A 23,158-nucleotide genomic window follows, 5' to 3' on the forward strand; every position below is an offset into this window, starting at 1 on the left:
ACCCTTAAAAGTATTTAAATTAATTAACAAATATTTTATTTATTAAAATAATTTTTGTATTTCAAAAATAGAAATTGTTTACTATCCAAAATAGATAAGCGTATAATATGTTTGCATAGGGGGTGAAATATATGTTATTTAGTAATAAAGATTTAAAAAAATTAATTGGACCACTCGTTGTAGAACAGTTACTAATTATCATGGTTGGTTTTTTTGATACTGTGATGGTGGCCAGTGTTGGGGAGGCTGCTGTATCAGCAGTCTCACTAGTTGATGGTATAAATATTTTGCTGATCAATATTTTTTCGGCTTTAGGGACTGGGGGCGCTGTAGTAGCTGCTCAATTTATTGGACAGGGAGCAGTAGATAAGGCAAAACATTCAGCTAAGCAGCTAATTTTAATTACAGCTATAATTTCATTAGTGATAATGGCTATTGTAATCTTTTTTAATGCTGCTTTGTTACATTTAATTTTTGGTAATGTTGAAGTTGAAGTAATGAAAAATGCTGAAATCTATTTTTTGTTTTCAGCTATGTCATATCCTTTTATTGCTTTATATAATTCGGGTGCTGCTTTGTTTAGAGCAATTGGTAATTCAAAGATTTCAATGATCAATAGTGCAGTAATGAATGTAATTAATATCATTTTAAATGCAATATTTATTTTTGGATTAAACTGGGGTGTTTTTGGTGCGGTTTTAGCAACATTAATTGCAAGAGCTGTGGCATGCTGTGTTATTTTAAAAACATTAAGTCATAAAGATTTAGATATTTGTATAGATGATTATTTGCATTGGAAATTTGATTTTACGTATATAAAAAAGATTCTACAAATTGGAATTCCTTCGGGTTTAGAAAATGGGATGTTTCAATTTGGTAAGATTTTAGTGCAAAGTTTGATCGCTACCTTCGGTACTTATTCGATTGCAGCAAATGCAGTTTCTAATAATTTAGCTCAAATGCAAATCATCCCAGGAATGGCAATGTCTTTAGCCATGGTTACTGTAATAGGACAATGTGTTGGTGCTGATGATTATAAGCAGGCAAAATACTATGTAAAAAAATTAATGAAAATCACATATATTTCGATGGCAGTTTTAATTGGTGTTTTGGTTATAGCAACACCTACTATTTTAACTTTTTATTCTCTTTCATCTAAAACTACTGATCTTGCATATCAATGTATTTTTTTGCATGCAATCATCGGAGCCACTATTTGGCCTTTATCATTTACTTTTCCCAATGTTTTAAGAGCAGCTAATGACGCTAAATTTACAATGATAGTATCTGCAGCTTCCATGCTGATTTTTAGACTATGTTTTAGTTATATTTTAGGTCGCTATATGAATCTAGGGTTATTAGGTGTTTGGATTGCAATGTTTATCGATTGGGTAGTGCGCTGTATTTTCTTTGTTTGGCGATATAGAAGTGGTAAATGGATGAATCGAAAATTGGTATAGGATACGAGAAGTATCCTATTTTCATTTTTATATACTACGGAATTTTTGATGGTATTATAAACAACTATGGGGTATTTGCGACAAAAATTATTGCGAGAATTTATTTAAAAGCATATATTGTATTTTGGAAAAACAGGAGGTGTTTTGTTGAAAATACAGTTATATAAAAAAGATGGTTTATCTGAACCGGAAATTGATATACGTTATTCTAAATTAAGCAAACAATTAAATCGTATTATCCATTATATTAAACAACAGGAAAATGTTATAGAGGGGTTTATCCAAAGTAATATGTATCAAATACCTTTAAATGATATTTTGTACTTTGAAATAGTTGATAGAAAAACATTTATATATACTAGAACAGAAATTTATGAGTGTAAAAAAAATCTTTTGACACTTGAACACGAGTTAGCAGAAACTAATATTGTACGGATTAGCAAAAATGTATTACTAAATATATCTTCATTGTCATATGTGAAACCTTATCCTAATCATAGATTATTGGCTGAACTGAGCAATGGAGAGTCTTTGATTGTTTCAAGAAAATATATTTCTATTTTACAGAATAAGATAAGAGGTAGTTATTATGACTAAGTTTTTAAGAACATATCTTCCAGCAATTTCAATGGCATTTACTTTTATTGTATTATACGCTTCGGTTTGTAATATATTAAGCGGCTATACTAAAGATGGATTTTGTTTTTTTATTCTGGAAGTTATCGGTTATCTTGTTGTATCGATGCTTGTTGATTATTTTGTATCAATAATAGATTTTAAAAAATATATTTATCACTTTTTTGTTGAAACACTTTTGCTGTATCCATTGACCATAGGAGTAGCAATTATCGGAAAATGGTTTAGTATAAATATACATAATATCATTTTATATTCATGTGTATATGTGATAGCTATGATAGCAATACATTACTATTTTTATTATATTTCTAAAAAGCAAGCTGATGAAATAAATGAATTATTAAAAAAAACAAGGAGTGATTATGATGGGTGACCCAACAAAATTTAATGAGTTGTTTCAATATTATATGTTTAATCTAGCAATTCTAATGTTGCTGGTTTCAGAAATATTTATATTTTTCTATACTTATCAAAAATCATGTAATCAGAAAGTAAACAAAGCCGACAAAGGTACTAAATGGCTATTATATGCTAATTTTTTAGTTTGTATTATAGTGAGCTTTTATTTCGTCAGTCAAAAATCTCCTGTGGTAATTCAGAAAATCATATTTCCTAATACTTTTGCTTACATAGGTATTAGTCTTATTGTTATAGGTATTATTATTCGTTTAATATCAGTACTGACTTTAAAAAGAGCTTTTACATTGAATGTTCAAACATCAAGTCAACAACACTTAATTACGAAAGGAATATATAAATTTATCCGCCATCCCGCATATACAGGAAGTATAATAAGTCTAATAGGTGTGGCTTTATCATTAAGAAATATATTATCCACGGTATTAGTTCTAATATTTTGCCTATTCTGTTATCAAATTAGAATTACCATTGAAGAAAATGCTTTACAGGAGCATTTTGGGGATGAATACATTGATTACAAGAAAAAGACATATAAACTTTAACAACAAATAAATATTAATTAAAATTTATAATTTTGAATTAAAAAGAAGTAATTTCTCTAATTATCTTGTAAAAGATAATGAGGAGGAAAAATATGATTCATGAAAAAACTATTATCGATAATAATAATGTTCGTTTTAGTAATGACCTGTTTTTTAAATATCTGCTTTCCAGAGATACTTTAGAATCTATAAAATTGAGAAAGTTCATCGTTAAATCCGTCACTCATCTTGATTGTCAACAGATGATCGTTAAAAATCCTGAAATCAATCAAAATACTATCCTCGCTAAAAACATCATCCTCGATATCTGTGCTGTTGATGAAAAGGGTCGAATCATTGATATCGAAATGCAGATGGCCGGCAACAGTAATAGCGAAAGTACAAGATTTCAGTTCTATGGGGCCAGACTGTTAGTAGAACAGATCGATACTGGCGAAAAATATCATCAGCTAAGACCGGTATATCAAATCATCTTTATCAATGAAGATGATGATCGTTTGATCAAAGATTATGCGTTTCGAGATGATCAGGGAGAGCTGGAAAAAGAAAATCTTAATTACCGCTATTTTATCAAGATGAGACATATCGATAAGATCATCAAAGAAAAAGGAATCGCAGAATTAAATGATTTAGAAAGATTATGTTATTTGTTTATAAAAAATGAATACACTGCTATAATGAAGGAAAGAGAAGAAGATATAGTGGAGATGGTGATAAAGATGTATGACAAGTTTAGAAGTAATGAGCCGATATGGTCATTAGCGAACCAGTTAGCGTTAGCGAAGCTTAGAACTGAATCCTTAGAGATGGAGCGCGAGGAAAAGACAGCCAAAAGGATCGAAGAAGGAATCAAAAAAGGCATCGAGCAGGGTATCGAACAAGGGATTGAACAGGGTATTGAGATTGGACGGGAAGAAGGCGTTGAGATAGGGAAAAAAGAAACGCTTAAACAAACATGTATTAAATTGCTTGAAAAGCAGTATCATCAAGACTGCCAGGAATGGGTAGAAGGATTGAGTGAAAAGCAAATAGAATTGATATATGAATATATATTTGAAGAAGAGGATTTTGAAGTATTTAAACAAATAATAGATAGTAATTAATTGTTTCTAATATCAGAAAAAAGTAAGAAAATAATGGGAATTTTGTTATATTTTTATATGAAGATATTAAAAAATAGCACTTTTATTTTAGATATCATATAGATATCAAATAAAAGTGTTTTTCTTTTGAAGGGAGGATATAATATGGAGAAAAAAACAATAGCAGTTTTATTTGGCGGGAATTCAAGTGAGTACGAAGTTTCTTTACAATCAGCTAGTACAGTGATAAAACATTTTCCTTATCATAAATACGAATTATATATGATTGGTATCACTAAAGAGGGAAAATGGTATCATTATCAAGGCACTGTTGATAAGATTTTGGATGATACTTGGTATTTAGAAAATAATATTAGTGTGTGTATTTGCCTAAATCCAAAATGTCAGGCAGTAATGGAAATTAGTGTAAATAGAGTTAAGTATTGTCATCTTGATGCTGCTTTTCCTATCCTGCATGGTAAAAATGGTGAAGATGGAACAGTTCAAGGATTGATGCAATTAGCGAATATTCCGGTGATTGGATGTGGAATACTATCATCAGCATTATGTATGGATAAGCAAAGAGCTCATGAACTAGTCAAAAATCAGGGGATAAAAGTAGCTGATGCTATTGTCATAAAAAATACTAGTGATTATCGTAAGGCAATTAGTACTTTGCAATTTCCGTTATTTATAAAACCAGTTAAAGCAGGTTCGTCTTATGGTATTTCAAAAGTGCTGGATATACAGGATTTAAAACCAGCAATTGATAATGCTTTTAAATATGACAATGAAGTAATTATTGAAGAAGCAATATTAGGGAGGGAAGTAGGATGTGCGATTATAGGTAAAGATATTTTAGAAGTAGGTTTGGTAGATGAGATAGAATTGGCTGATGGGTTTTTTGATTATCATGAAAAGTATACACTTAAAACTTCAAAAATTCATTTGCCAGCAAGAATCGATGAGCTAACAACTAAAAAAATTCAAGATACAGCAATGCTCATTTATCGTACGTTAGGTTGTCAAGGGTTTGCACGAGTAGATATGTTTTTAACAAATAATAATGAAATCTATTTTAATGAAGTCAATACTATTCCCGGTTTTACTACACACAGTCGTTTTCCCCAAATGATGAAAGGAATAGGTTATGATTTTATTGAACTGATAGATAGGATTATTGAAATGGGACTTAAAGATGGAAACGATTGTACTGAATAAAGAGCAGATCTTTCAAGGGACACAAATTCTTGTAAATCAAGATTACCCTTTACCAAAAGAATATTGTATTGAAATAGATTCTTATCAAAAAATTGTTTTAGAAAAAAGGGTAATAACGAAGATAAATAAAATATTTAAAGAGCTTAATAATGATTCTAAAATTATCTTAATTAAAGGTTTAGAGGCTACTAGTAATATTAGTGAATATCAAACAGGATTATGCTGTGATATAGTTTGTAGTGATTTAAATACATATCTAGATTTAAAGCACAAAATGTACAATCATGGTTTTATTGAACGAAGTTTAAAAAATGTTTCAAATCATATTAAACAAGGATGTTTTCGTTATGTTGGAACTATTCCAGCGTATCTTATTAATCAAAAACAATGGAGTTTGGAAACATATCATGCCAAGATTAAAAAGTATTCTATTTATAACCCCTACATTTTTCAATATAAAAATAAAATTATTGAAGTCTTTTTTGTTTGTGCGTTGAGTAGCAAAACACGACTATATTTAAGCAATAAAAGAAAATACCAGATATCAGGTAATAATCAAGATGGATTCATTATTATTACCTGGCAGTCATATGTATAAAAAAGTTATTCATTAATTAAAGATTTTATTATGAAAGGGAAAAACTTATGATAGATACATTGACTAGTCGCAGCTGGGTAGAAATTGATTTAGATGCTCTTAGTTACAATCTTAATAAATTATTAGCACTGCTCCATAGAGAAACATCATTAATGGCGGTTGTTAAAGCTGATGGATATGGTCATGGTTTAGTAGCCGTAGCGAAGCAGTGTCAGAAATTAGGTGTTAAAGCATATGCAGTTGCGACAATAGACGAAGGAATAAAATTGCGTAAAGTAGGGATTCATGGTGAGATCTTGATTTTAGGTTATACTCATCCAATAAGAGCTAGAGAGCTAAGTAAGTATCATTTGATTCAAAGTATCGTAGATTATAATCATGCAAAAATGCTTAGTCGCTGCAATTGTACTATTGATGTTCATATAAAGATCGATAGCGGAATGCATCGTTTAGGCTTTGCTGTTGATGATTATCAAAAAATTATTAAACTTTATAAATACAAAAATATAAAAATAAAAGGATATTTTACACACTTATGTGTAAGCGACAGTAATAAGAAGGCTGATATATTATATACAAAAAATCAGATAAATCAATTTTATCAGTTAATTAGTAGATTAAAACAAGATCACTACTATATTGGTAAAATACATATTCAAAGTAGTTATGGATTAATCAATTACCCAAAAATTAAATGTGATTATGTCCGAATTGGTATTTTTATGTATGGTGTTAAATCAAGTATAAATGATTATTTAAAACAAGAGCTTGATTTAAAGCCGGTTTTGTCGATTAAATCTCGAATTGCAATGATTCATAATCTTTCTAAAGGTGAGAGTTTAGGGTATGGGTTAACCTATCAAGCAAAATATGATAGTGTTATAGCAACAATTCCAATTGGTTATGGGGATGGTATACCACGACAAATATCAACAAGGGGACATGTTTTAATTAAAGGAATAAAATGTCCAATCATTGGACGTATATGTATGGATCAAATGTTAGTAGACGTCAGTGAGGTAAATGATCTTGATAATAATGAGATAGTAATAATTGTTGGTAATGATGGTCATAATGAAATACGTATTGAAGAATTAGCACAAGCAGCAAAAACTATAAGTAATGAAATATTAAGTCAGATAGGGAATCGTTTACCAAAAGTGTATGTAGGAGGGAAAGGATTTTGAAAAAAAAGATGTTACATAAAAAGAAAAAAAGATTATCGTATGAAGTTATTATTGCAATATTAGCTGTCGTTGTTATTTTATCGATCATTGCAATTTTTAATTATGATCGAATTATATTAATGATAAAAGGCTATAATTTTAGTGAACAAAGTATTATTTTGAATCTTGATGAAGAAGATGTTAAGCGTATTTTAGAAACTGATGAATTAATAACTATTAGTGAATGGGATGAAATTTCTAATCATCATCATTACTTAGAATATCAAACTTATAAAAACTATAAAAAAGATTTGTCAAAAAAAGATATTATCAAGTATATTGATACTTTTTATCAAGATTGTTATCAACAATTAAAAAAACTTAAATATAGTTATGAAGAAATGATAGAGCTGATGAAAATTGCAGATATAGAAGATTTTAAAATGATTATTGATAATAAATATTCTTACGCAAAAATAAAACCATATTTGGATGTAAAAGGCATGTCTTTTAAAAATATTAATGAATACATAACATCTGGTAAAGAACCAGTTTCAGCAGTTTTATCAACGACTTATCCTTTTATTGATGCTAAAAACAAGGTAACTAAAGAATATGAGATATTAGAGCCTGAAAATACTTTAGCTTTAATAAAAAAAGGATTTGTTTTACCTAAAGATTATGAGCCTCAAGATTTAGTAGAACCTAATATTTCTATTGCTCCTGATACAGAAAATAAAAAATTAAGAAAAGATGCTGCAAAAGCACTAGAACAAATGTATCAAGACGCTTTGGCTGAAGATTATCACTTAGTTTTAAATAGTGGATATCGCTCATATGAAAGTCAAACTAAAATATATGATGAATATTTTAAAAAATATGATGCTATTACAGCATCTGGATTAGTTTCAAAGCCAGGGTCAAGTGAACATCAATTAGGATTAGGAGTAGATTTAACTAGTCAAAGTGTTATTGACAAAGAAAAATTAGTTTTTGGAGATACTGAAGAATATAAATGGGTTGTAAAAAATGCATATAAGTATGGTTTTATTTTGCGTTATCCTAAAAACAAAGCATCGCTTACAGGAATGGCTAATGAACCGTGGCATTTTCGTTATGTAGGTAAAAAAGTGGCAAAGATCATTTATGATAATGATTGGACTCTAGAAGATTATATTCTTAAATATGGTTTTAGTTATGAATTAGAGGCAGTAGATTAATAGAAGTGAGCAGTTTATCGAAAATTTCCTAGGAAATAGTCGAGACATGTATTAAAATGAATGATATTTAATAAAGGACTGGTGCTAAATGCTCCAGTCCTTTATAATAAGATGATAAAATGATAAAATAAAAAAGAGTTTGAATTATATAAAATATTTTAAAGATTAAATTGGAGGAAATATGATTAAAGAGATAGTTACAGATCAATTTAGTTTAAGTCAAAAATCAATTTTGGCAACACCAGAAGATTTACCAGTTGTTCAAGATTTGTTGGATACAATAAAAGCTCATGAACAAGAGTGCGTGGGGATGGCTGCCAATATGATTGGGGTAAACAAAAATATCATTGTTGTTAATGATAACGGTAAATATTTAGTAATGATCAATCCTATAGTATTAAAAACATCAGGACGACTTTATGAAACCGAGGAAGGTTGTTTATCACATCAGGGGGTTAAGAAAACTAAACGGTATGAAAAAATAAAAATTGCTTATTTTGACGAGAGTTTTAAAAAGAAAATAAAAACATTTCAAGATTATTTGGCACAAATAATTCAACATGAAATAGATCATTGTCAAGGAATCTTGATTTAAATGTAACTGGAGGTATGTGAATGAAAAAGATTCGAATAATTAGAGCAGTTGCTACGGTAATAACAGGTGAAAGGATGTGAGATAAGAAAAGGAGTGAATAAGAATGAATAATATCCCTAATCCTAATGATGTTTTTCCAAACGAATATAAGACATCATGTTATATAAAAAACGTAATTACAGCTCCCAATATTTTTATTGGTGATTATACATATTATGATGATCCAGTTGATCCAACGGGTTTTGAAAAAAATAATGTTCTTTTCAATTGGCCGGAATTTGGTGATAAATTGATAATTGGTAAGTTTTGTTCGATTGCTTGTGGAACTCAATTTATAATGGGTAGTGCTAATCATCGAATTAGCAGTGTTTCAACATATCCTTTTAATGTGTTTGGGGGAATTTGGGCTCAAAAAACACCACCTCATTTAAAACAATTACCATTTAAAGGAGATATAGTGATTGGAAATGATGTTTGGATCGGAAGAAAAAGTACAATTATGCCAGGTGTTAAGATTGGAAATGGTGCGATTATTGCAGCACACTCAATCGTGACTAAAGATGTTGCGCCATATTGTGTAGTAGGTGGCAATCCAGCTCGTTTTATAAAAAAACGTTTTGATGATGAATTAATTGAATTATTAGAAAAATTGAACTGGTGGGATTCTACACCTGAAGAGCTTGTTGAATTGTTACCATTATTATGTAATGAGGATTTAAATGAAGTAAGAAAAGAGATAAAAAAAATATTATTTGATAGGAATAAAAAATATTGATCAGCTTTTATATAATGAGCCAGTAATAATTATTCTTGGATATAATAGATTTTTGTTTTATTAATATATGAATTTATGATGGAATAGGAATATATACATAGTTATAGAGTGGAGGTATTTAATGAAGCGGATAAAATTAGATGATCGTGTTTTACCGGTTTATACTCGTGGTGAAGAAATATTTAATATGGTCAGCCATATCGTTGGTGGGGCGTTTGGGATAGCAGTATTAGTATTATGTATTGTCTTTGGTGCTGTCAGAGGTAATGGTTTTGGAATTGGATCAGGAATTATTTATGGTGTTTCAATGATTCTTTTGTATACGATGAGCAGCATTTATCATGGGTTGTCACCAAATACTAAGAGCAAAAAAGTTTTTCAAATTATGGATCATTGTTCGATTTTTGTTTTAATTGCCGGAACTTATACACCAGTATTATTATGTTCAATTAGACCAATCGATGAATTCTGGGCTTGGATAATTTTTGCAATTGTTTGGGGTTGTACAGTTTTAGGAATTGTTTTGAATGCTATTGATATTGAAAGTAATCAAAAATTTTCGATGATTTGTTATTTAGCAATGGGCTGGTGCATTATTTTTAAAATTAATCTTTTACCTGAAGCAATCGGATATAATGGTATATGGTTATTAGTATTGGGTGGTGTTGCATATACAATTGGAACAGTTTTTTACGGACTTCAAAACAAACATCGCTATATGCATAGTATTTGGCATTTATGGATTTTATTAGGTAGTGTATTACATTTTTTATGTATTATTTTATATGTTATCTAAATAATTTTGAAGATCTTAGTAAGTATTTATTAAGATCTTTTCTTGTCAAAAGTATTTTAAATAGTTATCATAAGTAATAACTGGAGTGATAAAATGAAAAACAAAGAAATTTTTTCATTACATGCAGCTGTAATGTTATTTGGTCTAGCTGGAGTAATTGGTAAATTTGTAGGACTACCTGCAATTTTCATTACGTTTGCACGGGCATTTTTTTCAGCCGTCTTTTTATTGATTGTCATGTTGATAAAAAGAGAAAATATTTTACTAAATAATAGAAATGACTATTATTTAATTGTTCTAGCAGGTGTGATAATGGCAATTCACTGGTTTACATTTCTTCAGGCTATTGATATGGCAACTGTGGCTGTTGGGACAATTACTTTTTCAACTTTTCCGCTTTTTGTAACTTTTTTAGAACCCTTTTTTTATAAAGAAAAATTAAAGCTAAAAAATATTATTGTCGCTATTGTAATGCTTTTAGGAATATTAATAACGATTCCCGAGTTTAGTTTAAAAAATCAAATGACATCAGCAATAGTAATTGGCATGATAGGATCACTGAGCTATGCTTTGCTCTGTTTAATAAATCGATATTTTTCTAAATCTTATGATGGTAAAATGATCTGTTTATATGAACAAGGTGTAGCAGCATTTGTATTATTACCATCTTTATTTATTGTAGAAATAAATTTAACAATAGTTGATTTTTTAGCACTTGTTTTTTTGGGGATTGTTTGTACAGCGATAGCTCATAGTATATATATTAGCAGTTTGAAAAAAATAAAAGTCCATACAGCAAGTATAATTTCGGGAATGGAAAGTGTCTATAGTATTGTTCTAGCACTGATTTTATTACATGAAATGCCTAGTATGAAAGAAATTTTTGGTGGAGCACTAGTCTTAATGACAGCTTTTTATGCATCATTGATTGATAAATAATAAAGTATTTAGATATGGGGCAAGATTCATGTTAAGATTAAAAGTGACAAGATTTATGATTAATTTAAAGGTGATAGTTTATGTTTAAAAGAAAAAATAAAATTACTAAAGAAATGGTTTTAAAAGTAATGACTAGTTTAAATCAGGAAACAGTTAAAGATGTTATTAAGATAAATTTAAGTATTGATGATTGTAGTATTTTTACTAGTAAGTTTGGTGGACTGCCATATTTAGGAAAAAAAGATTTAGTGCCAGTTAGTGATAATAATCAGCAATTAAAACTGATTGGACAAATAAATTTAGAGGAATTACCAAAAAATAAATATGATCTAGATAAAGGAATATTACAGTTTTGGGCTTTGGATAATGATCTATACGGTTTGGATTTTGATGATATGACTTCTCAAAAAGAGAGTCGTGTTATTTATTATCCAGAAATCGATTATCGTGTTAGCGAAGCAGAAATCATCGAAAAATATTTGCCTGATAAAGAAGGTTATTTTCCTATAGAAGATACTTTTAAATTAAATTTTGTTAGTAGTAAAGAAGGAATTTGTCAAGGTGATTATAAATTTGATCAATTGTTTACTAATAAGTGGAATCATTTTTATCCAAATAATTTAATTGAATCATATTACGATTTACCAGAGGAAATATTGTCAGAAGATGAGTTTAATGAAAATAGTGGATTCGGGCATAAATTATTTGGATACCCTGCTTTTACTCAAGTAGATCCACGAAGTATGGTTAGTTATAGTCAATATATTTTGTTATTGCAAATTGATAGTATTGGTGTTGCAGATAAAGAAATTATGTGGGGCGATAGTGGCATTTGTAATTTTTTTATCACAGAAGCTGATTTGAAAGATAAAGATTTTTCAAAAGTATTATATAATTGGGATTGTTATTAAATAATGTAAGTAGGAGAGAAAAATGAGCATATTAAATGTAGAAAATGTTAGTCATGATTTTGGCGGACGGACGATATTAGAAAATGCCAGTTTTAGGTTGTTAAATGGTGAACACATTGGCTTAGTTGGGGCTAATGGTGAAGGTAAGTCAACATTTCTTAATATTATTACTGGTAAAATCATTCCCGATTCGGGAAAGATAGAGTGGTGTAAACGGATTACAACTGGTTATTTGGACCAGCATACAGTTTTAAAACCAGGACAAACGATTTATCAAGTATTACAAGATGCTTTTAGATATTATTATGATCTAGAGCAGGAAATGCTGGCAATGTATGAACAGATGGCAGATTGTGATGATATAACGATGAATAAATTAATGGAAGAAGTTGGTGAGATTCAGGAAATTTTAGATCATGGTGGTTTTTATACCATTGATGTAAAGATCAAGGAGGTTGCAGGTGGTTTAGGTTTAAATGATATTGGTTTAGATAAACCAGTTGATGCTTTATCCGGAGGACAGCGTTCAAAAGTTTTACTAACAAAACTATTATTAGAAAATCCAATGATTCTAATTCTTGATGAGCCAACTAATTATCTAGATGAACAGCATGTTAACTGGTTAATTAATTTTTTAAGAAATTATGATAATGCTTTTATTTTAGTTAGTCATGATATTAGTTTTTTAAACCAGGTCATAAATGTTATTTATCATTTAGAAGATGGGGTATTGACACGATATAAGGGTGATTATGATTATTACTTAGAGCAGGCGGAACTAAAAAAGAGACAACAAGCAGCAAGTTATCAAAAACAACAAAAAGAAATAGCTGATCTTGAAGATTTTATCGCAAGAAATAAAGCGCGAGTAGCTACTCGAAATATGGCTAGTTCAAGACAAAAGAAATTGGATAAAATGGATTTGATTTCTAAGCCAAAAGAAAAAATAAAACCGGAATTTTCATTTATGGAAGCGAGGACTCCAGGCAAAGTATTATTTGAATGTAAAGATTTAGTAATTGGCTATGATAGTCCTTTAACTATACCACTAAATCTTGTTTTTGAAAGAAATAAAAAGATTGCTGTTAAAGGTGTCAACGGTTTAGGAAAAACAACATTATTAAAAACATTGGTTGGGATGCAAGAGCCTTATAGTGGCACAGTAGAAAAAGATCCTTTTGTTGAAATTGGTTTTTTTAAACAGGAAGAGGCTATCGTTTCGATGACAGCATTAGATTATTTATGGGAAGAATTTCCAGATCGTAATAATGGTGAAATTAGATCGATGCTAGCTAAATGCGCTTTAACGAGGGAACATATTGAATCATTAATGAAAGTATTGTCTGGTGGAGAGAATGCTAAAGTTCGTCTTTGTAAGATCATGAATCGAGAGGCTAATGTTTTGGTGCTCGATGAACCGACTAATCATTTAGATGTTGATGCTAAAGAAGCATTACAAAGGGCAATTAAAGCTTTTAAAGGGGCGGTTATTCTAGTTAGTCATGAACCAGAGTTTTATTTACCGATTGTTGATGAAGTGATTAATTTAGAAGAATGTTCGACAAAAATAATTTAAAAAAGATCATATTCAAGTAAATATGATTTTTTGATTTGCGCATCTTTAAATGTTGTATCGATGTATATTTAAATGATAAGATATAGTTAGTAAGTTAGGGAGGGAAAATTATGGAAGTAGTTAATAAAAGGGATAAAGATATTAGTTGGATTTTTAGATGGGTTATAGCCGGATTTATTTTATCGTTTATTGATATTAAGTTTGAGATAATTTCTAGTATTACATCATTGATATCAGGCTTGTTTTTTTATTTAGCGATCAGAATGATCAAAGATATTAATAGATCGTTTAGATTTGCATATTATTTTGCTTTGGTTTTTATAATTGTTAATATGCTTGATTTAGTTTTAAAGGCAACGCCATATCAAGTGTTTGCTCTTAAATATATTTTGATATTTATTGGTATAATCAGAATATTATTTATGATTAGGGGTTTTTATGATTTTTTAGTAGACAAACATCATATAAAAAGGATCTTGATATATTATTTAATTAGTTTATTGATAGCATTTTTAGCTTATTTACTAGGGATAAAAGCATCATGGTTGTTAGTAGTAATAATTATGGGCTGTTTTATTTTGATGATCTATCATTTTGAAAAAATGAAGAAAACGATTATTGAAAATAATAATATCAGTGTTTCTGAGGTTAGAATAACTTCAGTTAAATTAGGTTTAGGATATTTTGTAGTTACAATAGCCTTATGTTTAGTCATGACATTTATAAGTGTTACAACTTATTATCATTATGAAACTAATAAAGAGTGGCTAAGATTTGATCCAGATACAGCGTTAGATTATCAAGAAGCTGTTCGATATGATAAAAAAGGTAATAAAGTAGCGAATGTTCAAGCCTATTTATTTAAAGATGATAATAAGTATTATAATTATCTAGTAATCGATGATTTAAAAGATGAAATTTATTGCCAGCAGTTAAATATAGGTTTAGCTAATATTAATGGGATGTACAGTTATAAAATCGCGTATCAAGATTCTGAAAATGATAAAATATATCAAACTACTTCATCGCAAAAGAAAGAAACAGATTTTTTTAAATCTGAAGATATTACCGTTTATGAAACATATTTTGGACGTAATAATTCTAAGAAATGTTTTATTTTAGTTGAATACGATGCATCAGAAGAAAATAATGTGTTACATAATATATATGTTTCGATGAATAGTAAGATCATTCCTTCATATCCATTTAAAAATAATGATTTTGATGATAGTGATGCTTTTTGGGTTACGATACTTGATGATAAATTAGAAATATCTAATGAATAATATAAACAAGGAGAAAGTAAAATGGTTAAAAGATGTACTTGGGTAGATGAAAAATCAGAGATATATAAAGATTATCATGATCATGAATGGGGAAGACCTGTTTATGATGATGAAAAATTATATGAAATGTTTTTATTAGAGACTTTCCAAGCTGGTTTATCTTGGATAACGATCTTAAAAAAGCGTGAAGCGTTTAAAGAGGCATTCGATCAATTTGATGTAAAAAAGATTGCCCAATATGATGAAATAAAGGTAACTGCGTTATTAAATAATGAAAAAATAATTAGGAGTAAAAGAAAAATTGCTGCAGCAATTAAAAATGCTAAAATTTTTATGGATATTCAAAATGAATTTGGTAGTTTTTCTAAATATATTTGGGGTTTTAGTAATAATCAAATCATCAAAAATATTGACGATAATTTCAAAACTACATCAAAATTATCGGATGAGATCTCTAATGATTTGAAAAAAAGAGGTATGAGTTTTGTAGGATCGATAACGATCTACTCATATTTGCAGGCCGTGGGAATTGTTAATGATCATGAATTAAATTGTTTTTGTTACAATAAATAGATATTTTAAAGGAAGTGTTAATTGCGATGTGCAGTAGATATTTTTTAGAATTAAAAGCGTTAATGGAACTAGAGGATAAAATTGATTATCCTTTCGAACCGGCATTAAAAGATAAGATAGATTACTATCCCAGCAATAATATTTTTATAATTGAAAATAACAACGATAAATTAATTGGATGCAAAGCAAGATGGGGATACAAGATATTTGATAATAAGCTAGTTATCAATGCTCGTCAAGAAACGATCCAAGAAAAATCTTTATTTAAAAAAGATATTATCAATCACCGCTGTATCATTCCTGCTAATGGTTTTTATGAGTGGGATATTCACAAACATAAATTTACTTTTGAAAATGAAAATGGCCAGCTAATGATGATGGCAGGAGTATATCGCATTGTTAATGGTCAAAAAGAAGTTGCGATCATTACTACAGATGCTAATGAAAGTATGGAAGGAATTCATCAGCGAATGCCCTTGATCTTTAATTATCAACAAAAAAATATCTGGCTCAAGAGTAATGATTATAAACATTTATTAAAAGTAAAACCTTTACCACTAAAAATAATATCTGGATCATTACAGACTAGTTTATTTTAAGCATATTTTATATGCTTATTTTTTTTGAGAAAATTCCCGTATTTATGACACTATTTTCATTTTTTTAGAACCAGTTCCATAAACGTCCCAACCTATTGAAAGTGTTTACAAAAATAGATAAACTAAGTTACGTCAAAGGACAAGGAGGATATAAAAAATGAGTTTAGTATTAGCAAGAGTAGATCAAAGATTAATTCATGGAATCGTAGTTACCCAATGGGCAGGAGCTACAAAAGCGAAAAGATTAATGGTTGTTGATGATGAGGTGAGTAAAGATGACATTCAAAAAGCTGCAATGAGAATGTCCAAACCAGCAGGAACAGGAATGTCAATTATCGATACGGAGACCGCAATCAAAAACTTTAAGGCTGGAAAGTATGATAATCATAATGTCTTTATGATCGTACGGGAACCTTCAACATTAGTTAAATTAGCAGAAAATGGGGTTGTTATTCCTAAAGTTAATATTGGGATCATGTTTGATGGTGAAGGAAAGAAGACAGTTAAAAAAATGGTATCTGTTGATGAAGCAGAGGTTAATGATTTTAAGAAATTAGTGTCAATGAATATTCCGGTTACATTTCACTATGTGCCAAGTGAAACTGAAGAGACATTAGAAACATACATTAAATAAGAAAGCAGGACAAAAAATATGGAAATAATACAGGGTATTTTGATCATCCTATTATCGATGTGGATGGTTATTGATCAACAAGGTTTAGTTATAACGACATGGTTTCCAATCATGGTAGCTTTTTTTGCAGGATTAATTATGCAGGATATGCAAACAGCAATGGTTATCGGGGGAACATTTCAATTAATGAATTTAGGTGTTGCCAATATTGGCGGTTCATCAGTTCCTAACTGGGGACTTGCATCTTTAGTGGGCGTATATGTTGCTTGTAAAACAACAAATGATATTGAACAAGCAAAGGCAGTAGCTTTGGCAGTAGGGGTGCCAGTTGGAATGCTAGGAATTCAGTTAGACGTATTTGCTAAATTATTGAATACATATGTAACTCATGCAGCACAAAGAGCATGCAATGAAATGAAATTTAAGAAAATGAATCATATTTTATGGATAGGACCAGCTATTTTTGCATTATCTACAGGTATTCCAACGGCGTTATGTGTATTGTTTGGTGATACGATCGTCAATACAATTTTAACAGCAGTACCCGAATGGTTTACAAATGGCTTATCAATTGCTGGTAATATGTTACCTGTTGTTGGGATTGCATTATTATTACAAGTTATGCCAGCTAAAAAGTATTTATCAATGCTTATGATTGGATTTGTCTTTTCCGCATATTTAAATGTTCCAATGTTTGGGGTTTCAATTATTGGTTTAGCACTAGCATATTACTTTTTCACAACTGAAAGTAAAAAGTTATCAACAAATGAAAATGTTACATTTGAAGAAGGAGATGATTGGGATGAGTAATAAAGTAGAAAAGAAAGATTTAACTAAAGCAGCTATTCGTTATATGTTTATGGCATGTAACGTATTTAATTATGAAAATCAGCAGGGACCAGCAATCGTATTTGGTTTAGAGAAAGTACTTAGAAAAATTTATCAAAATGATGAAGAGTACGTCGCTTCATTAAATAACCATTATAAATATTTTAATACAACGACCTGGATGGGAAATATTTTATTAGGGGCCAGTGTAGCGATGGAAGAAGAGGATGGCATAAAAGCAATCGATACAGTACAAAATTTTAAAACTGGGATGATGGGACCACTAGCAGGGATTGGTGATACTCTTATCTGGGTCTTATATCCAACGATCATGGGGTCAATTGCAGCTTATATGGGATTGGAAGGTAATCCGACAGGTGCTGTTATTTGGTTATTATTGAATTTGGTATTCTTTGTTTTTAGGATCAAATTATTTCATTTAGGATATGATTCTGGATTAAAGCTGATTACTAAATTAGGTGATAAATTATCAGTTTTTACAGAAGCAGCATCAATCATGGGCTTAACAGTTATCGGGGCTTTAATTCCTTCAGTTGTTAAAGTTACAGTAGGACTTGTTTATCAATCAGGAGAAGTAGAACTAGCTATTCAATCAGGCATCTTAGATCAAATAATGCCAGCGTTATTACCAGTAGGATTGACATTTTTAGTTTACAAATTATTAGCTTCTAAAAAATTATCAGTAATCCAGGTTATTTTCTTAATCATTATAATAGCTTTAATTTGTTCATTTTTTGGAATTTTATCAGTTTAGTTGGAGATATGGATATGAGAAAAATTATTTTAGCGAGCCATCATTTGATGGCTGAGGGATTAAAAGATACCCTTCAATATATTGGATCAAGCTTAGATCATATAGAAGCCGTTTGTGCATATATGGATAATATACCCGTAGAGCAGCAATTAAAAAATGCAATTGGCAAAATCGATAAAAATGATGAATATATTATTTTTACTGATATGTTAGGTGGCAGTGTTAATCAAGAAGCAATAAAATATTTGCAATATCCTAATGTTTATATTATTACGGGAATGAGTTTACCTATTGTTTTAAGTATCGTGCTATCTTTATCTAGCTATGATAAAGTTGATGAAACAGTTATTCGTAGTGCAATCGAAGATGCCAAACAGCAAACGGTTTTTGTAAATGATGTTGTAAGAAATTTGGAGGCAGATGACGAAGATGAGTAAAGATTGGTGGAAAAGTAGTGTTGTTTATCAAATATATCCGCAAAGTTTTAAAGATTCTAATGATGATGGTATCGGTGATTTGAGAGGAATCATTGAGAAATTATCATATTTATCAAAATTAGGTATTGATGTTGTTTGGTTGAATCCAATTTATAAATCACCATTGGTTGATAATGGATATGATATTGAAAATTATCGAGAAATTAATCCTATTTATGGAACAATGGCAGATTTCGAGGAATTATTAGAAAAAGCTCATCAAATGAATATTAAAATAATCATGGATCTAGTTGTCAATCATACAAGTGATCAGCATCAATGGTTTAAAGAATCAAAGCTTTCGAAGGACAATAAATATGCTGACTTTTATATTTGGAAAGATGCTAAAGAAGATGGCAGTTTACCTAATAATTGGGGTGCTACGTTTGGGGGTTCAGCATGGAGTTATGTACCAGAGAGAAATCAGTATTATTTACATTGCTTTGCACCAGAACAGCCTGATTTAAATTGGGAAAATCCGGAAGTAAGAAAAGCAGTTTATAATGAAATGCGTTTTTGGCTAGATAAAGGAATAGATGGCTTTAGAATGGATGTTATTTCATTGATTAGTAAAAGACAAGATTTTCCAGATGCTGCAGATGGTGAATATGATTATTCTAAATCATATTATAAGGGGGCTTCAAATGGACCAAGAGTTCATGAGTTTTTACAAGAAATGAATCAGGAAGTACTTTCTCATTATGATGTAATGACAGTTGGTGAAACGGCTAATACTACGGTAGAACAGGCAAAGTTGTATACTGATCCTAATAATAAAGAATTGAATATGGTCTTTCAATTTGATCATATGCATTTGGATTATGGAAAATATGGTAAGTTTTCAGATATCAAATTTAAATTAAGTGATTTAAAGAAAAGTTTAACTTTATGGGCTAAAGAACTAGATAAAGGTTGGAATTCTCTTTATTGGAATAATCATGATCAGCCTCGGGCGGTTTCTAGATTTGGTGATGATGGAAAGTATCGTGAGGAATCGGCTAAAATGTTAGGAACTCTTTTGCATATGATGAAAGGAACGCCTTATATTTTTCAAGGTGAAGAACTAGGAATGAAAAATGTTCCTTTTAAATCATTGGAGCAATATAAAGATATAGAAACAATTTTTGTATGCGAAAAGATGAAGGAAAATGGTGAAGATGAAGAATATATAAAAAAATGTGCTTATTTACGATCAAGAGATAATGCTCGTACACCATTTCCATGGAATGGTCAGGATGATGCTGGTTTTTCAAAAGGAAAGCCATGGATCGATCATTCACCTGATAATAAAGAAATTAATTTAGAAAATGAGTTGAAAGATAAAAATTCGGTATTTTATTATTATCAAAAACTTATTCAAATTAGAAAAGAAAATCCCATTGTTGTAGAGGGAACATTTGAATTAATTGATGAAAACGATTCAGACATTTTTGCTTATGAAAGAAAATATAAAGATCAGATATTACTTTGTATTTGTTCATTTTCATCACAAAGAGTAAATTATACATTACCAAAAAATTGCCAAAATAGAAAATTAATTATTTCAAATTACGATAATATTTTGACAAAAGACGATAAAACAATTATGCTAGAACCATACCAGGCAATAGTTTATATGATAGAGAGGTAATAATAATGGATTTTGACACACAAGCAGAATTGTTATATGCTGATTTAAATGATAGTGAAAAAGAAATGATACAATATATAAAAAGTCATAAACAAGAAGTTATAAATATGACGATCAATGAATTAGCAAAAATTTTGCTGTCGTCAAAAAGTTCAGTTTTAAGATTAGCAAAAAATTAGGATTTACCGGTTATTCAGAACTAAAATATGCATTAAAAAAAGAAATAGTAAAAAAAGCAATCATCCCAACAGATTTAGTAGAAACATATAAAAAGGAAATCAATAAAACGTTTGAATACGCTACCCAGGTCAATTACGTTCCTTTAGTATATGATATCCATCATGCTCGACAAGTTATCATATATGCTACGGGTTTTGTCCAAAATAATTATGCAAAACAATTTTCAAGTGAGCTGTTTTTAGCGGGACGTTCTAATTATATTGTCTCTGGTGAATCAAATTTTGAAGTTATTTCACACTCGCTTACAAGTGAAGATTTTGTCATTATTATTTCCTTTTCAGGTAATACTTCAGGAATTGTTAAAACTGTTAATGGTTTAAATATGAAAAGTATTCCTATTTTATCTGTTACGGAATTAGGAAAAAATTTTTTAACTAAAAGTTCTACTTATCAACTTTATTATGATGTTACTGAATTTTCGTTAGAAAGTGAAAAAATTGTTTCGATGAATTGTCTAGGTGTTGCTTTAACGATATTAGTTAGAAAATATCAAGAGTTTGTTTTTTATGATGAATAATGTAATAGTAAAATGAATCTAATTGATTTATTTTACTATTTTTTTGGTAATAAAACTTTAATAGATAGGATGAATGATGTTAGAATTGGGTTAGTGTATAGGAGGATGATTATGAAACAAAAATATATATTGTTTGATCTTGATGGAACATTAACTGATCCTATGATGGGAATTACTAAATCAGTGCGTTATGCTTTAAATTATTATGGAATTGAAGTAAATGATCTAAATGATCTATTACCTTTTATTGGACCACCGCTTAGAGATTCATTTAGAGATTTTTATGGTTTTGATGAAGTTAAGGCTAATGAGGCTGTAATTAAGTATCGTGAGTATTTTTCTACTAAAGGAATTTTTGATAATAAGGTATATGATGGTATAGTTGATTGTTTAACAGCTTTAAAGGAAAATGGTAAAGTATTGCTGGTTGCAACATCAAAACCTGAAAAGTTTGCAAAGCAGATCATTGATCATTTTGATTTAGCACAATATTTTGATTTTGTTGGTGGCAGTGAATTTAATAGTCGTGAAAAAAAAGCGGAAGTAATTAATTATGTATTAGAAAAAAATAAAATTTTGGCAGCTGATGCAATTATGGTCGGTGATCGAAAACATGATATAATTGGGGCTCATGAAAATAATTTACCTTGTGTGGGGGTCATATATGGTTATGGTAGTTTGGAAGAATTGATGGAAAATCAAGCTGATTATCTTGTTGATACAGTCGCTAAATTAACTGATCTATTATTATAACTATGATTAAAGTTGAAAATATTTCGTATCAGCAAGCCTCATTAAAAATAAAAAATCAAATTAATGAGTTATTACAAGTCGTTTGGCCAACTACAAGTGATTCAGATGAACATGATAGTGATTTAATAGAGCAATGTTTTTATATCATGGTTGATAATAGAATTGTTAGTTATGCTGCAGTTGTTCAGTTAAAAGTGATTATCAACGAAAAATCATATCAAATAGGCGGATTAAGCTGCGTGGCAACTTTGCCGGTATTTCGTAGACAAGGATTTAGTTCTAAAATTGTTGCAAGAGCGACAAAATGGATGGAGGATAATCTTGATTTTGGAGTATTTACATGTGCACCTGACTTAAAAGAATTTTATCAACAGGCTGGGAATTGGAAATCAATGTCTAATGTCGTATTAGTAGCAAATAATGATAAAGATGCTTTATCAAGCAGCAATTTAGATGTTATTGTTATGATGAGAGTTTTTTCTAAAAAAGCTATGGATAATTTTAGGGAAATAAGCAATAGCACAATTTATTTAGGATTCTCTAAAGGACGATTCATTTAAAAAAGCGTTATTTATATGTAAATTTTTTTGAGATAAATTTGAGACGTTTTTGAATATTAAAGATGATATAATAAATAAGGATGGCCGTCCCTATTTAGGGAGGTATAGATAAATGGTTTTATGTTTATCCCCACGGGCGTGTCATTTGATAATAGAAAGATATACCATACATGGAATATCTAATTCTTTTATTATTGATCTTAGTTTATTTAGATCGTTTAAAATCTAAATAGACTATAAAAAAGCACGCCCAAAATAGTGAAAACGAAGGACCAACCTCCTTCGTTTTCTTATGGAATATCTAATTAATTAGCGAACGCGTTTCACTAATTTCAACTATATTATAA

27 protein-coding genes are annotated in these 23,158 nt (G+C 29.6%); all 27 read left to right on the plus strand.

All coding sequences use genetic code 11. The features are described 5' to 3' along the window. The first annotated feature begins 131 nt into the window (after positions 1-131). Positions 132-1,460, plus strand: a complete 1,329-nt coding sequence (locus OC535_RS11015) for an MATE family efflux transporter (protein WP_498823841.1) — start codon at positions 132-134, stop codon at positions 1,458-1,460. A gap of 147 nt (positions 1,461-1,607) precedes the next feature. Then, a complete protein-coding gene (locus OC535_RS11020) occupies positions 1,608-2,057 on the plus strand; it encodes a LytTR family DNA-binding domain-containing protein (RefSeq protein WP_024722818.1) in 450 nt (149 codons plus the stop codon). Further along, positions 2,050-2,472: a hypothetical protein gene (locus OC535_RS11025; RefSeq protein WP_498823842.1), complete on the plus strand. Its 423-nt coding sequence runs from the start codon at positions 2,050-2,052 to the stop codon at positions 2,470-2,472. The genes OC535_RS11020 and OC535_RS11025 overlap by 8 nt, the downstream gene beginning before the upstream one ends. Further along, positions 2,462-3,061, plus strand: a complete 600-nt coding sequence (locus tag OC535_RS11030) for a methyltransferase family protein (protein WP_498823843.1) — start codon at positions 2,462-2,464, stop codon at positions 3,059-3,061. Before OC535_RS11025 ends, OC535_RS11030 begins: the two co-directional genes overlap by 11 nt. 92 nt (positions 3,062-3,153) lie before the next feature. Further along, positions 3,154-4,164: a PD-(D/E)XK nuclease family transposase gene (locus OC535_RS11035; RefSeq protein ID WP_498823844.1), complete on the plus strand. Its 1,011-nt coding sequence runs from the start codon at positions 3,154-3,156 to the stop codon at positions 4,162-4,164. A gap of 144 nt (positions 4,165-4,308) precedes the next feature. Then, positions 4,309-5,364 (plus strand): D-alanine--D-serine ligase VanG, encoded by a 1,056-nt coding sequence (vanG, locus tag OC535_RS11040; protein ID WP_498823845.1) that lies wholly within the window; start codon positions 4,309-4,311, stop codon positions 5,362-5,364. Continuing rightward, positions 5,342-5,962 (plus strand): hypothetical protein, encoded by a 621-nt coding sequence (locus OC535_RS11045; RefSeq protein WP_498823846.1) that lies wholly within the window; start codon positions 5,342-5,344, stop codon positions 5,960-5,962. Before vanG ends, OC535_RS11045 begins: the two co-directional genes overlap by 23 nt. Positions 5,963-6,009: 47 nt before the next feature. After that, positions 6,010-7,149 (plus strand): serine racemase VanT catalytic subunit, encoded by a 1,140-nt coding sequence (gene vanT / locus OC535_RS11050; RefSeq protein ID WP_498823847.1) that lies wholly within the window; start codon positions 6,010-6,012, stop codon positions 7,147-7,149. Beyond that, positions 7,146-8,348, plus strand: a complete 1,203-nt coding sequence (locus OC535_RS11055) for a M15 family metallopeptidase (RefSeq protein ID WP_498823848.1) — start codon at positions 7,146-7,148, stop codon at positions 8,346-8,348. The genes vanT and OC535_RS11055 overlap by 4 nt, the downstream gene beginning before the upstream one ends. A 181-nt stretch (positions 8,349-8,529) precedes the next feature. Beyond that, positions 8,530-8,943, plus strand: a complete 414-nt coding sequence (locus tag OC535_RS11060) for a peptide deformylase (RefSeq protein ID WP_024721227.1) — start codon at positions 8,530-8,532, stop codon at positions 8,941-8,943. Positions 8,944-9,046: 103 nt separating this feature from the next. Beyond that, complete coding sequence (locus tag OC535_RS11065) at positions 9,047-9,718, plus strand: CatB-related O-acetyltransferase (RefSeq protein ID WP_024721226.1); 672 nt, start codon at positions 9,047-9,049, stop codon at positions 9,716-9,718. A gap of 121 nt (positions 9,719-9,839) precedes the next feature. Beyond that, a complete protein-coding gene (trhA, locus tag OC535_RS11070) occupies positions 9,840-10,514 on the plus strand; it encodes a PAQR family membrane homeostasis protein TrhA (RefSeq protein ID WP_024721225.1) in 675 nt (224 codons plus the stop codon). 93 nt (positions 10,515-10,607) lie between these two features. Then, positions 10,608-11,453: a DMT family transporter gene (locus OC535_RS11075; protein ID WP_024721224.1), complete on the plus strand. Its 846-nt coding sequence runs from the start codon at positions 10,608-10,610 to the stop codon at positions 11,451-11,453. 80 nt (positions 11,454-11,533) lie between these two features. Beyond that, positions 11,534-12,364 carry a YwqG family protein gene (locus tag OC535_RS11080; protein WP_024721223.1) on the plus strand — a complete coding sequence of 277 codons (831 nt, stop codon included), beginning with the start codon at positions 11,534-11,536 and terminating at the stop codon, positions 12,362-12,364. A gap of 22 nt (positions 12,365-12,386) precedes the next feature. Continuing rightward, positions 12,387-13,940: an ABC-F family ATP-binding cassette domain-containing protein gene (locus OC535_RS11085; protein ID WP_024721222.1), complete on the plus strand. Its 1,554-nt coding sequence runs from the start codon at positions 12,387-12,389 to the stop codon at positions 13,938-13,940. Between the two features lie 110 nt (positions 13,941-14,050). Continuing rightward, entirely contained in the window at positions 14,051-15,226 is a 1,176-nt protein-coding gene (locus OC535_RS11090) for a hypothetical protein (protein ID WP_498823849.1), read from the plus strand. Positions 15,227-15,247: 21 nt separating this feature from the next. Next, positions 15,248-15,799: a DNA-3-methyladenine glycosylase I gene (locus OC535_RS11095; protein WP_227053251.1), complete on the plus strand. Its 552-nt coding sequence runs from the start codon at positions 15,248-15,250 to the stop codon at positions 15,797-15,799. 26 nt (positions 15,800-15,825) lie between these two features. Then, positions 15,826-16,398: an SOS response-associated peptidase family protein gene (locus OC535_RS11100; RefSeq protein ID WP_498823850.1), complete on the plus strand. Its 573-nt coding sequence runs from the start codon at positions 15,826-15,828 to the stop codon at positions 16,396-16,398. A 157-nt stretch (positions 16,399-16,555) separates the two neighbouring features. Then, positions 16,556-17,032, plus strand: coding sequence for a PTS sugar transporter subunit IIB (locus OC535_RS11105; RefSeq protein WP_024721218.1), 477 nt, complete (start codon positions 16,556-16,558; stop codon positions 17,030-17,032). A gap of 18 nt (positions 17,033-17,050) precedes the next feature. Next, positions 17,051-17,842, plus strand: coding sequence for a PTS mannose/fructose/sorbose/N-acetylgalactosamine transporter subunit IIC (locus OC535_RS11110; protein ID WP_498823851.1), 792 nt, complete (start codon positions 17,051-17,053; stop codon positions 17,840-17,842). Continuing rightward, positions 17,835-18,635, plus strand: a complete 801-nt coding sequence (locus OC535_RS11115; RefSeq protein WP_498823852.1) for a PTS system mannose/fructose/sorbose family transporter subunit IID — start codon at positions 17,835-17,837, stop codon at positions 18,633-18,635. The genes OC535_RS11110 and OC535_RS11115 overlap by 8 nt, the downstream gene beginning before the upstream one ends. A gap of 14 nt (positions 18,636-18,649) precedes the next feature. Continuing rightward, entirely contained in the window at positions 18,650-19,072 is a 423-nt protein-coding gene (locus OC535_RS11120; RefSeq protein ID WP_227053248.1) for a PTS sugar transporter subunit IIA, read from the plus strand. Further along, positions 19,065-20,741, plus strand: coding sequence for a glycoside hydrolase family 13 protein (locus OC535_RS11125; protein WP_227053247.1), 1,677 nt, complete (start codon positions 19,065-19,067; stop codon positions 20,739-20,741). The genes OC535_RS11120 and OC535_RS11125 overlap by 8 nt, the downstream gene beginning before the upstream one ends. Before the next feature lie 5 nt (positions 20,742-20,746). Continuing rightward, positions 20,747-20,920, plus strand: a complete 174-nt coding sequence (locus tag OC535_RS11130) for a hypothetical protein (RefSeq protein ID WP_498823853.1) — start codon at positions 20,747-20,749, stop codon at positions 20,918-20,920. A gap of 155 nt (positions 20,921-21,075) precedes the next feature. Next, positions 21,076-21,498: an SIS domain-containing protein gene (locus tag OC535_RS11135; protein WP_498823893.1), complete on the plus strand. Its 423-nt coding sequence runs from the start codon at positions 21,076-21,078 to the stop codon at positions 21,496-21,498. A 105-nt stretch (positions 21,499-21,603) separates the two neighbouring features. Next, positions 21,604-22,251: an HAD family hydrolase gene (locus tag OC535_RS11140; RefSeq protein ID WP_498823854.1), complete on the plus strand. Its 648-nt coding sequence runs from the start codon at positions 21,604-21,606 to the stop codon at positions 22,249-22,251. 2 nt (positions 22,252-22,253) lie between these two features. Beyond that, entirely contained in the window at positions 22,254-22,811 is a 558-nt protein-coding gene (locus tag OC535_RS11145) for a GNAT family N-acetyltransferase (protein ID WP_227053244.1), read from the plus strand. The last annotated feature ends 347 nt before the right edge of the window (positions 22,812-23,158 follow it).

It is taken from the genome of Clostridium sp. Marseille-Q5894 (genome assembly GCF_946902305.1).
GTDB lineage: Bacteria > Bacillota_I > Bacilli_A > Erysipelotrichales > Coprobacillaceae > Thomasclavelia.

Excerpts from the sequence above, each read along its gene's own strand:
- OC535_RS11015 (WP_498823841.1), top strand. The coding sequence starts at position 132 with ATGTTATTTAGTAATAAAGATTTAAAAAAATTAATTGGACCACTCGTT.
- OC535_RS11025 (WP_498823842.1), top strand. The coding sequence starts at position 2,050 with ATGACTAAGTTTTTAAGAACATATCTTCCAGCAATTTCAATGGCATTT.
- OC535_RS11030 (WP_498823843.1), top strand. The coding sequence starts at position 2,462 with ATGATGGGTGACCCAACAAAATTTAATGAGTTGTTTCAATATTATATG.
- OC535_RS11035 (WP_498823844.1), top strand. The coding sequence starts at position 3,154 with ATGATTCATGAAAAAACTATTATCGATAATAATAATGTTCGTTTTAGT.
- vanG (WP_498823845.1), top strand. The coding sequence starts at position 4,309 with ATGGAGAAAAAAACAATAGCAGTTTTATTTGGCGGGAATTCAAGTGAG.
- OC535_RS11045 (WP_498823846.1), top strand. The coding sequence starts at position 5,342 with ATGGAAACGATTGTACTGAATAAAGAGCAGATCTTTCAAGGGACACAA.
- vanT (WP_498823847.1), top strand. The coding sequence starts at position 6,010 with ATGATAGATACATTGACTAGTCGCAGCTGGGTAGAAATTGATTTAGAT.
- OC535_RS11060 (WP_024721227.1), top strand. The coding sequence starts at position 8,530 with ATGATTAAAGAGATAGTTACAGATCAATTTAGTTTAAGTCAAAAATCA.
- OC535_RS11065 (WP_024721226.1), top strand. The coding sequence starts at position 9,047 with ATGAATAATATCCCTAATCCTAATGATGTTTTTCCAAACGAATATAAG.
- trhA (WP_024721225.1), top strand. The coding sequence starts at position 9,840 with ATGAAGCGGATAAAATTAGATGATCGTGTTTTACCGGTTTATACTCGT.
- OC535_RS11075 (WP_024721224.1), top strand. The coding sequence starts at position 10,608 with ATGAAAAACAAAGAAATTTTTTCATTACATGCAGCTGTAATGTTATTT.
- OC535_RS11080 (WP_024721223.1), top strand. The coding sequence starts at position 11,534 with ATGTTTAAAAGAAAAAATAAAATTACTAAAGAAATGGTTTTAAAAGTA.
- OC535_RS11085 (WP_024721222.1), top strand. The coding sequence starts at position 12,387 with ATGAGCATATTAAATGTAGAAAATGTTAGTCATGATTTTGGCGGACGG.
- OC535_RS11090 (WP_498823849.1), top strand. The coding sequence starts at position 14,051 with ATGGAAGTAGTTAATAAAAGGGATAAAGATATTAGTTGGATTTTTAGA.
- OC535_RS11095 (WP_227053251.1), top strand. The coding sequence starts at position 15,248 with ATGGTTAAAAGATGTACTTGGGTAGATGAAAAATCAGAGATATATAAA.
- OC535_RS11100 (WP_498823850.1), top strand. The coding sequence starts at position 15,826 with ATGTGCAGTAGATATTTTTTAGAATTAAAAGCGTTAATGGAACTAGAG.
- OC535_RS11105 (WP_024721218.1), top strand. The coding sequence starts at position 16,556 with ATGAGTTTAGTATTAGCAAGAGTAGATCAAAGATTAATTCATGGAATC.
- OC535_RS11110 (WP_498823851.1), top strand. The coding sequence starts at position 17,051 with ATGGAAATAATACAGGGTATTTTGATCATCCTATTATCGATGTGGATG.
- OC535_RS11115 (WP_498823852.1), top strand. The coding sequence starts at position 17,835 with ATGAGTAATAAAGTAGAAAAGAAAGATTTAACTAAAGCAGCTATTCGT.
- OC535_RS11120 (WP_227053248.1), top strand. The coding sequence starts at position 18,650 with ATGAGAAAAATTATTTTAGCGAGCCATCATTTGATGGCTGAGGGATTA.
- OC535_RS11125 (WP_227053247.1), top strand. The coding sequence starts at position 19,065 with ATGAGTAAAGATTGGTGGAAAAGTAGTGTTGTTTATCAAATATATCCG.
- OC535_RS11130 (WP_498823853.1), top strand. The coding sequence starts at position 20,747 with ATGGATTTTGACACACAAGCAGAATTGTTATATGCTGATTTAAATGAT.
- OC535_RS11140 (WP_498823854.1), top strand. The coding sequence starts at position 21,604 with ATGATTATGAAACAAAAATATATATTGTTTGATCTTGATGGAACATTA.
- OC535_RS11145 (WP_227053244.1), top strand. The coding sequence starts at position 22,254 with ATGATTAAAGTTGAAAATATTTCGTATCAGCAAGCCTCATTAAAAATA.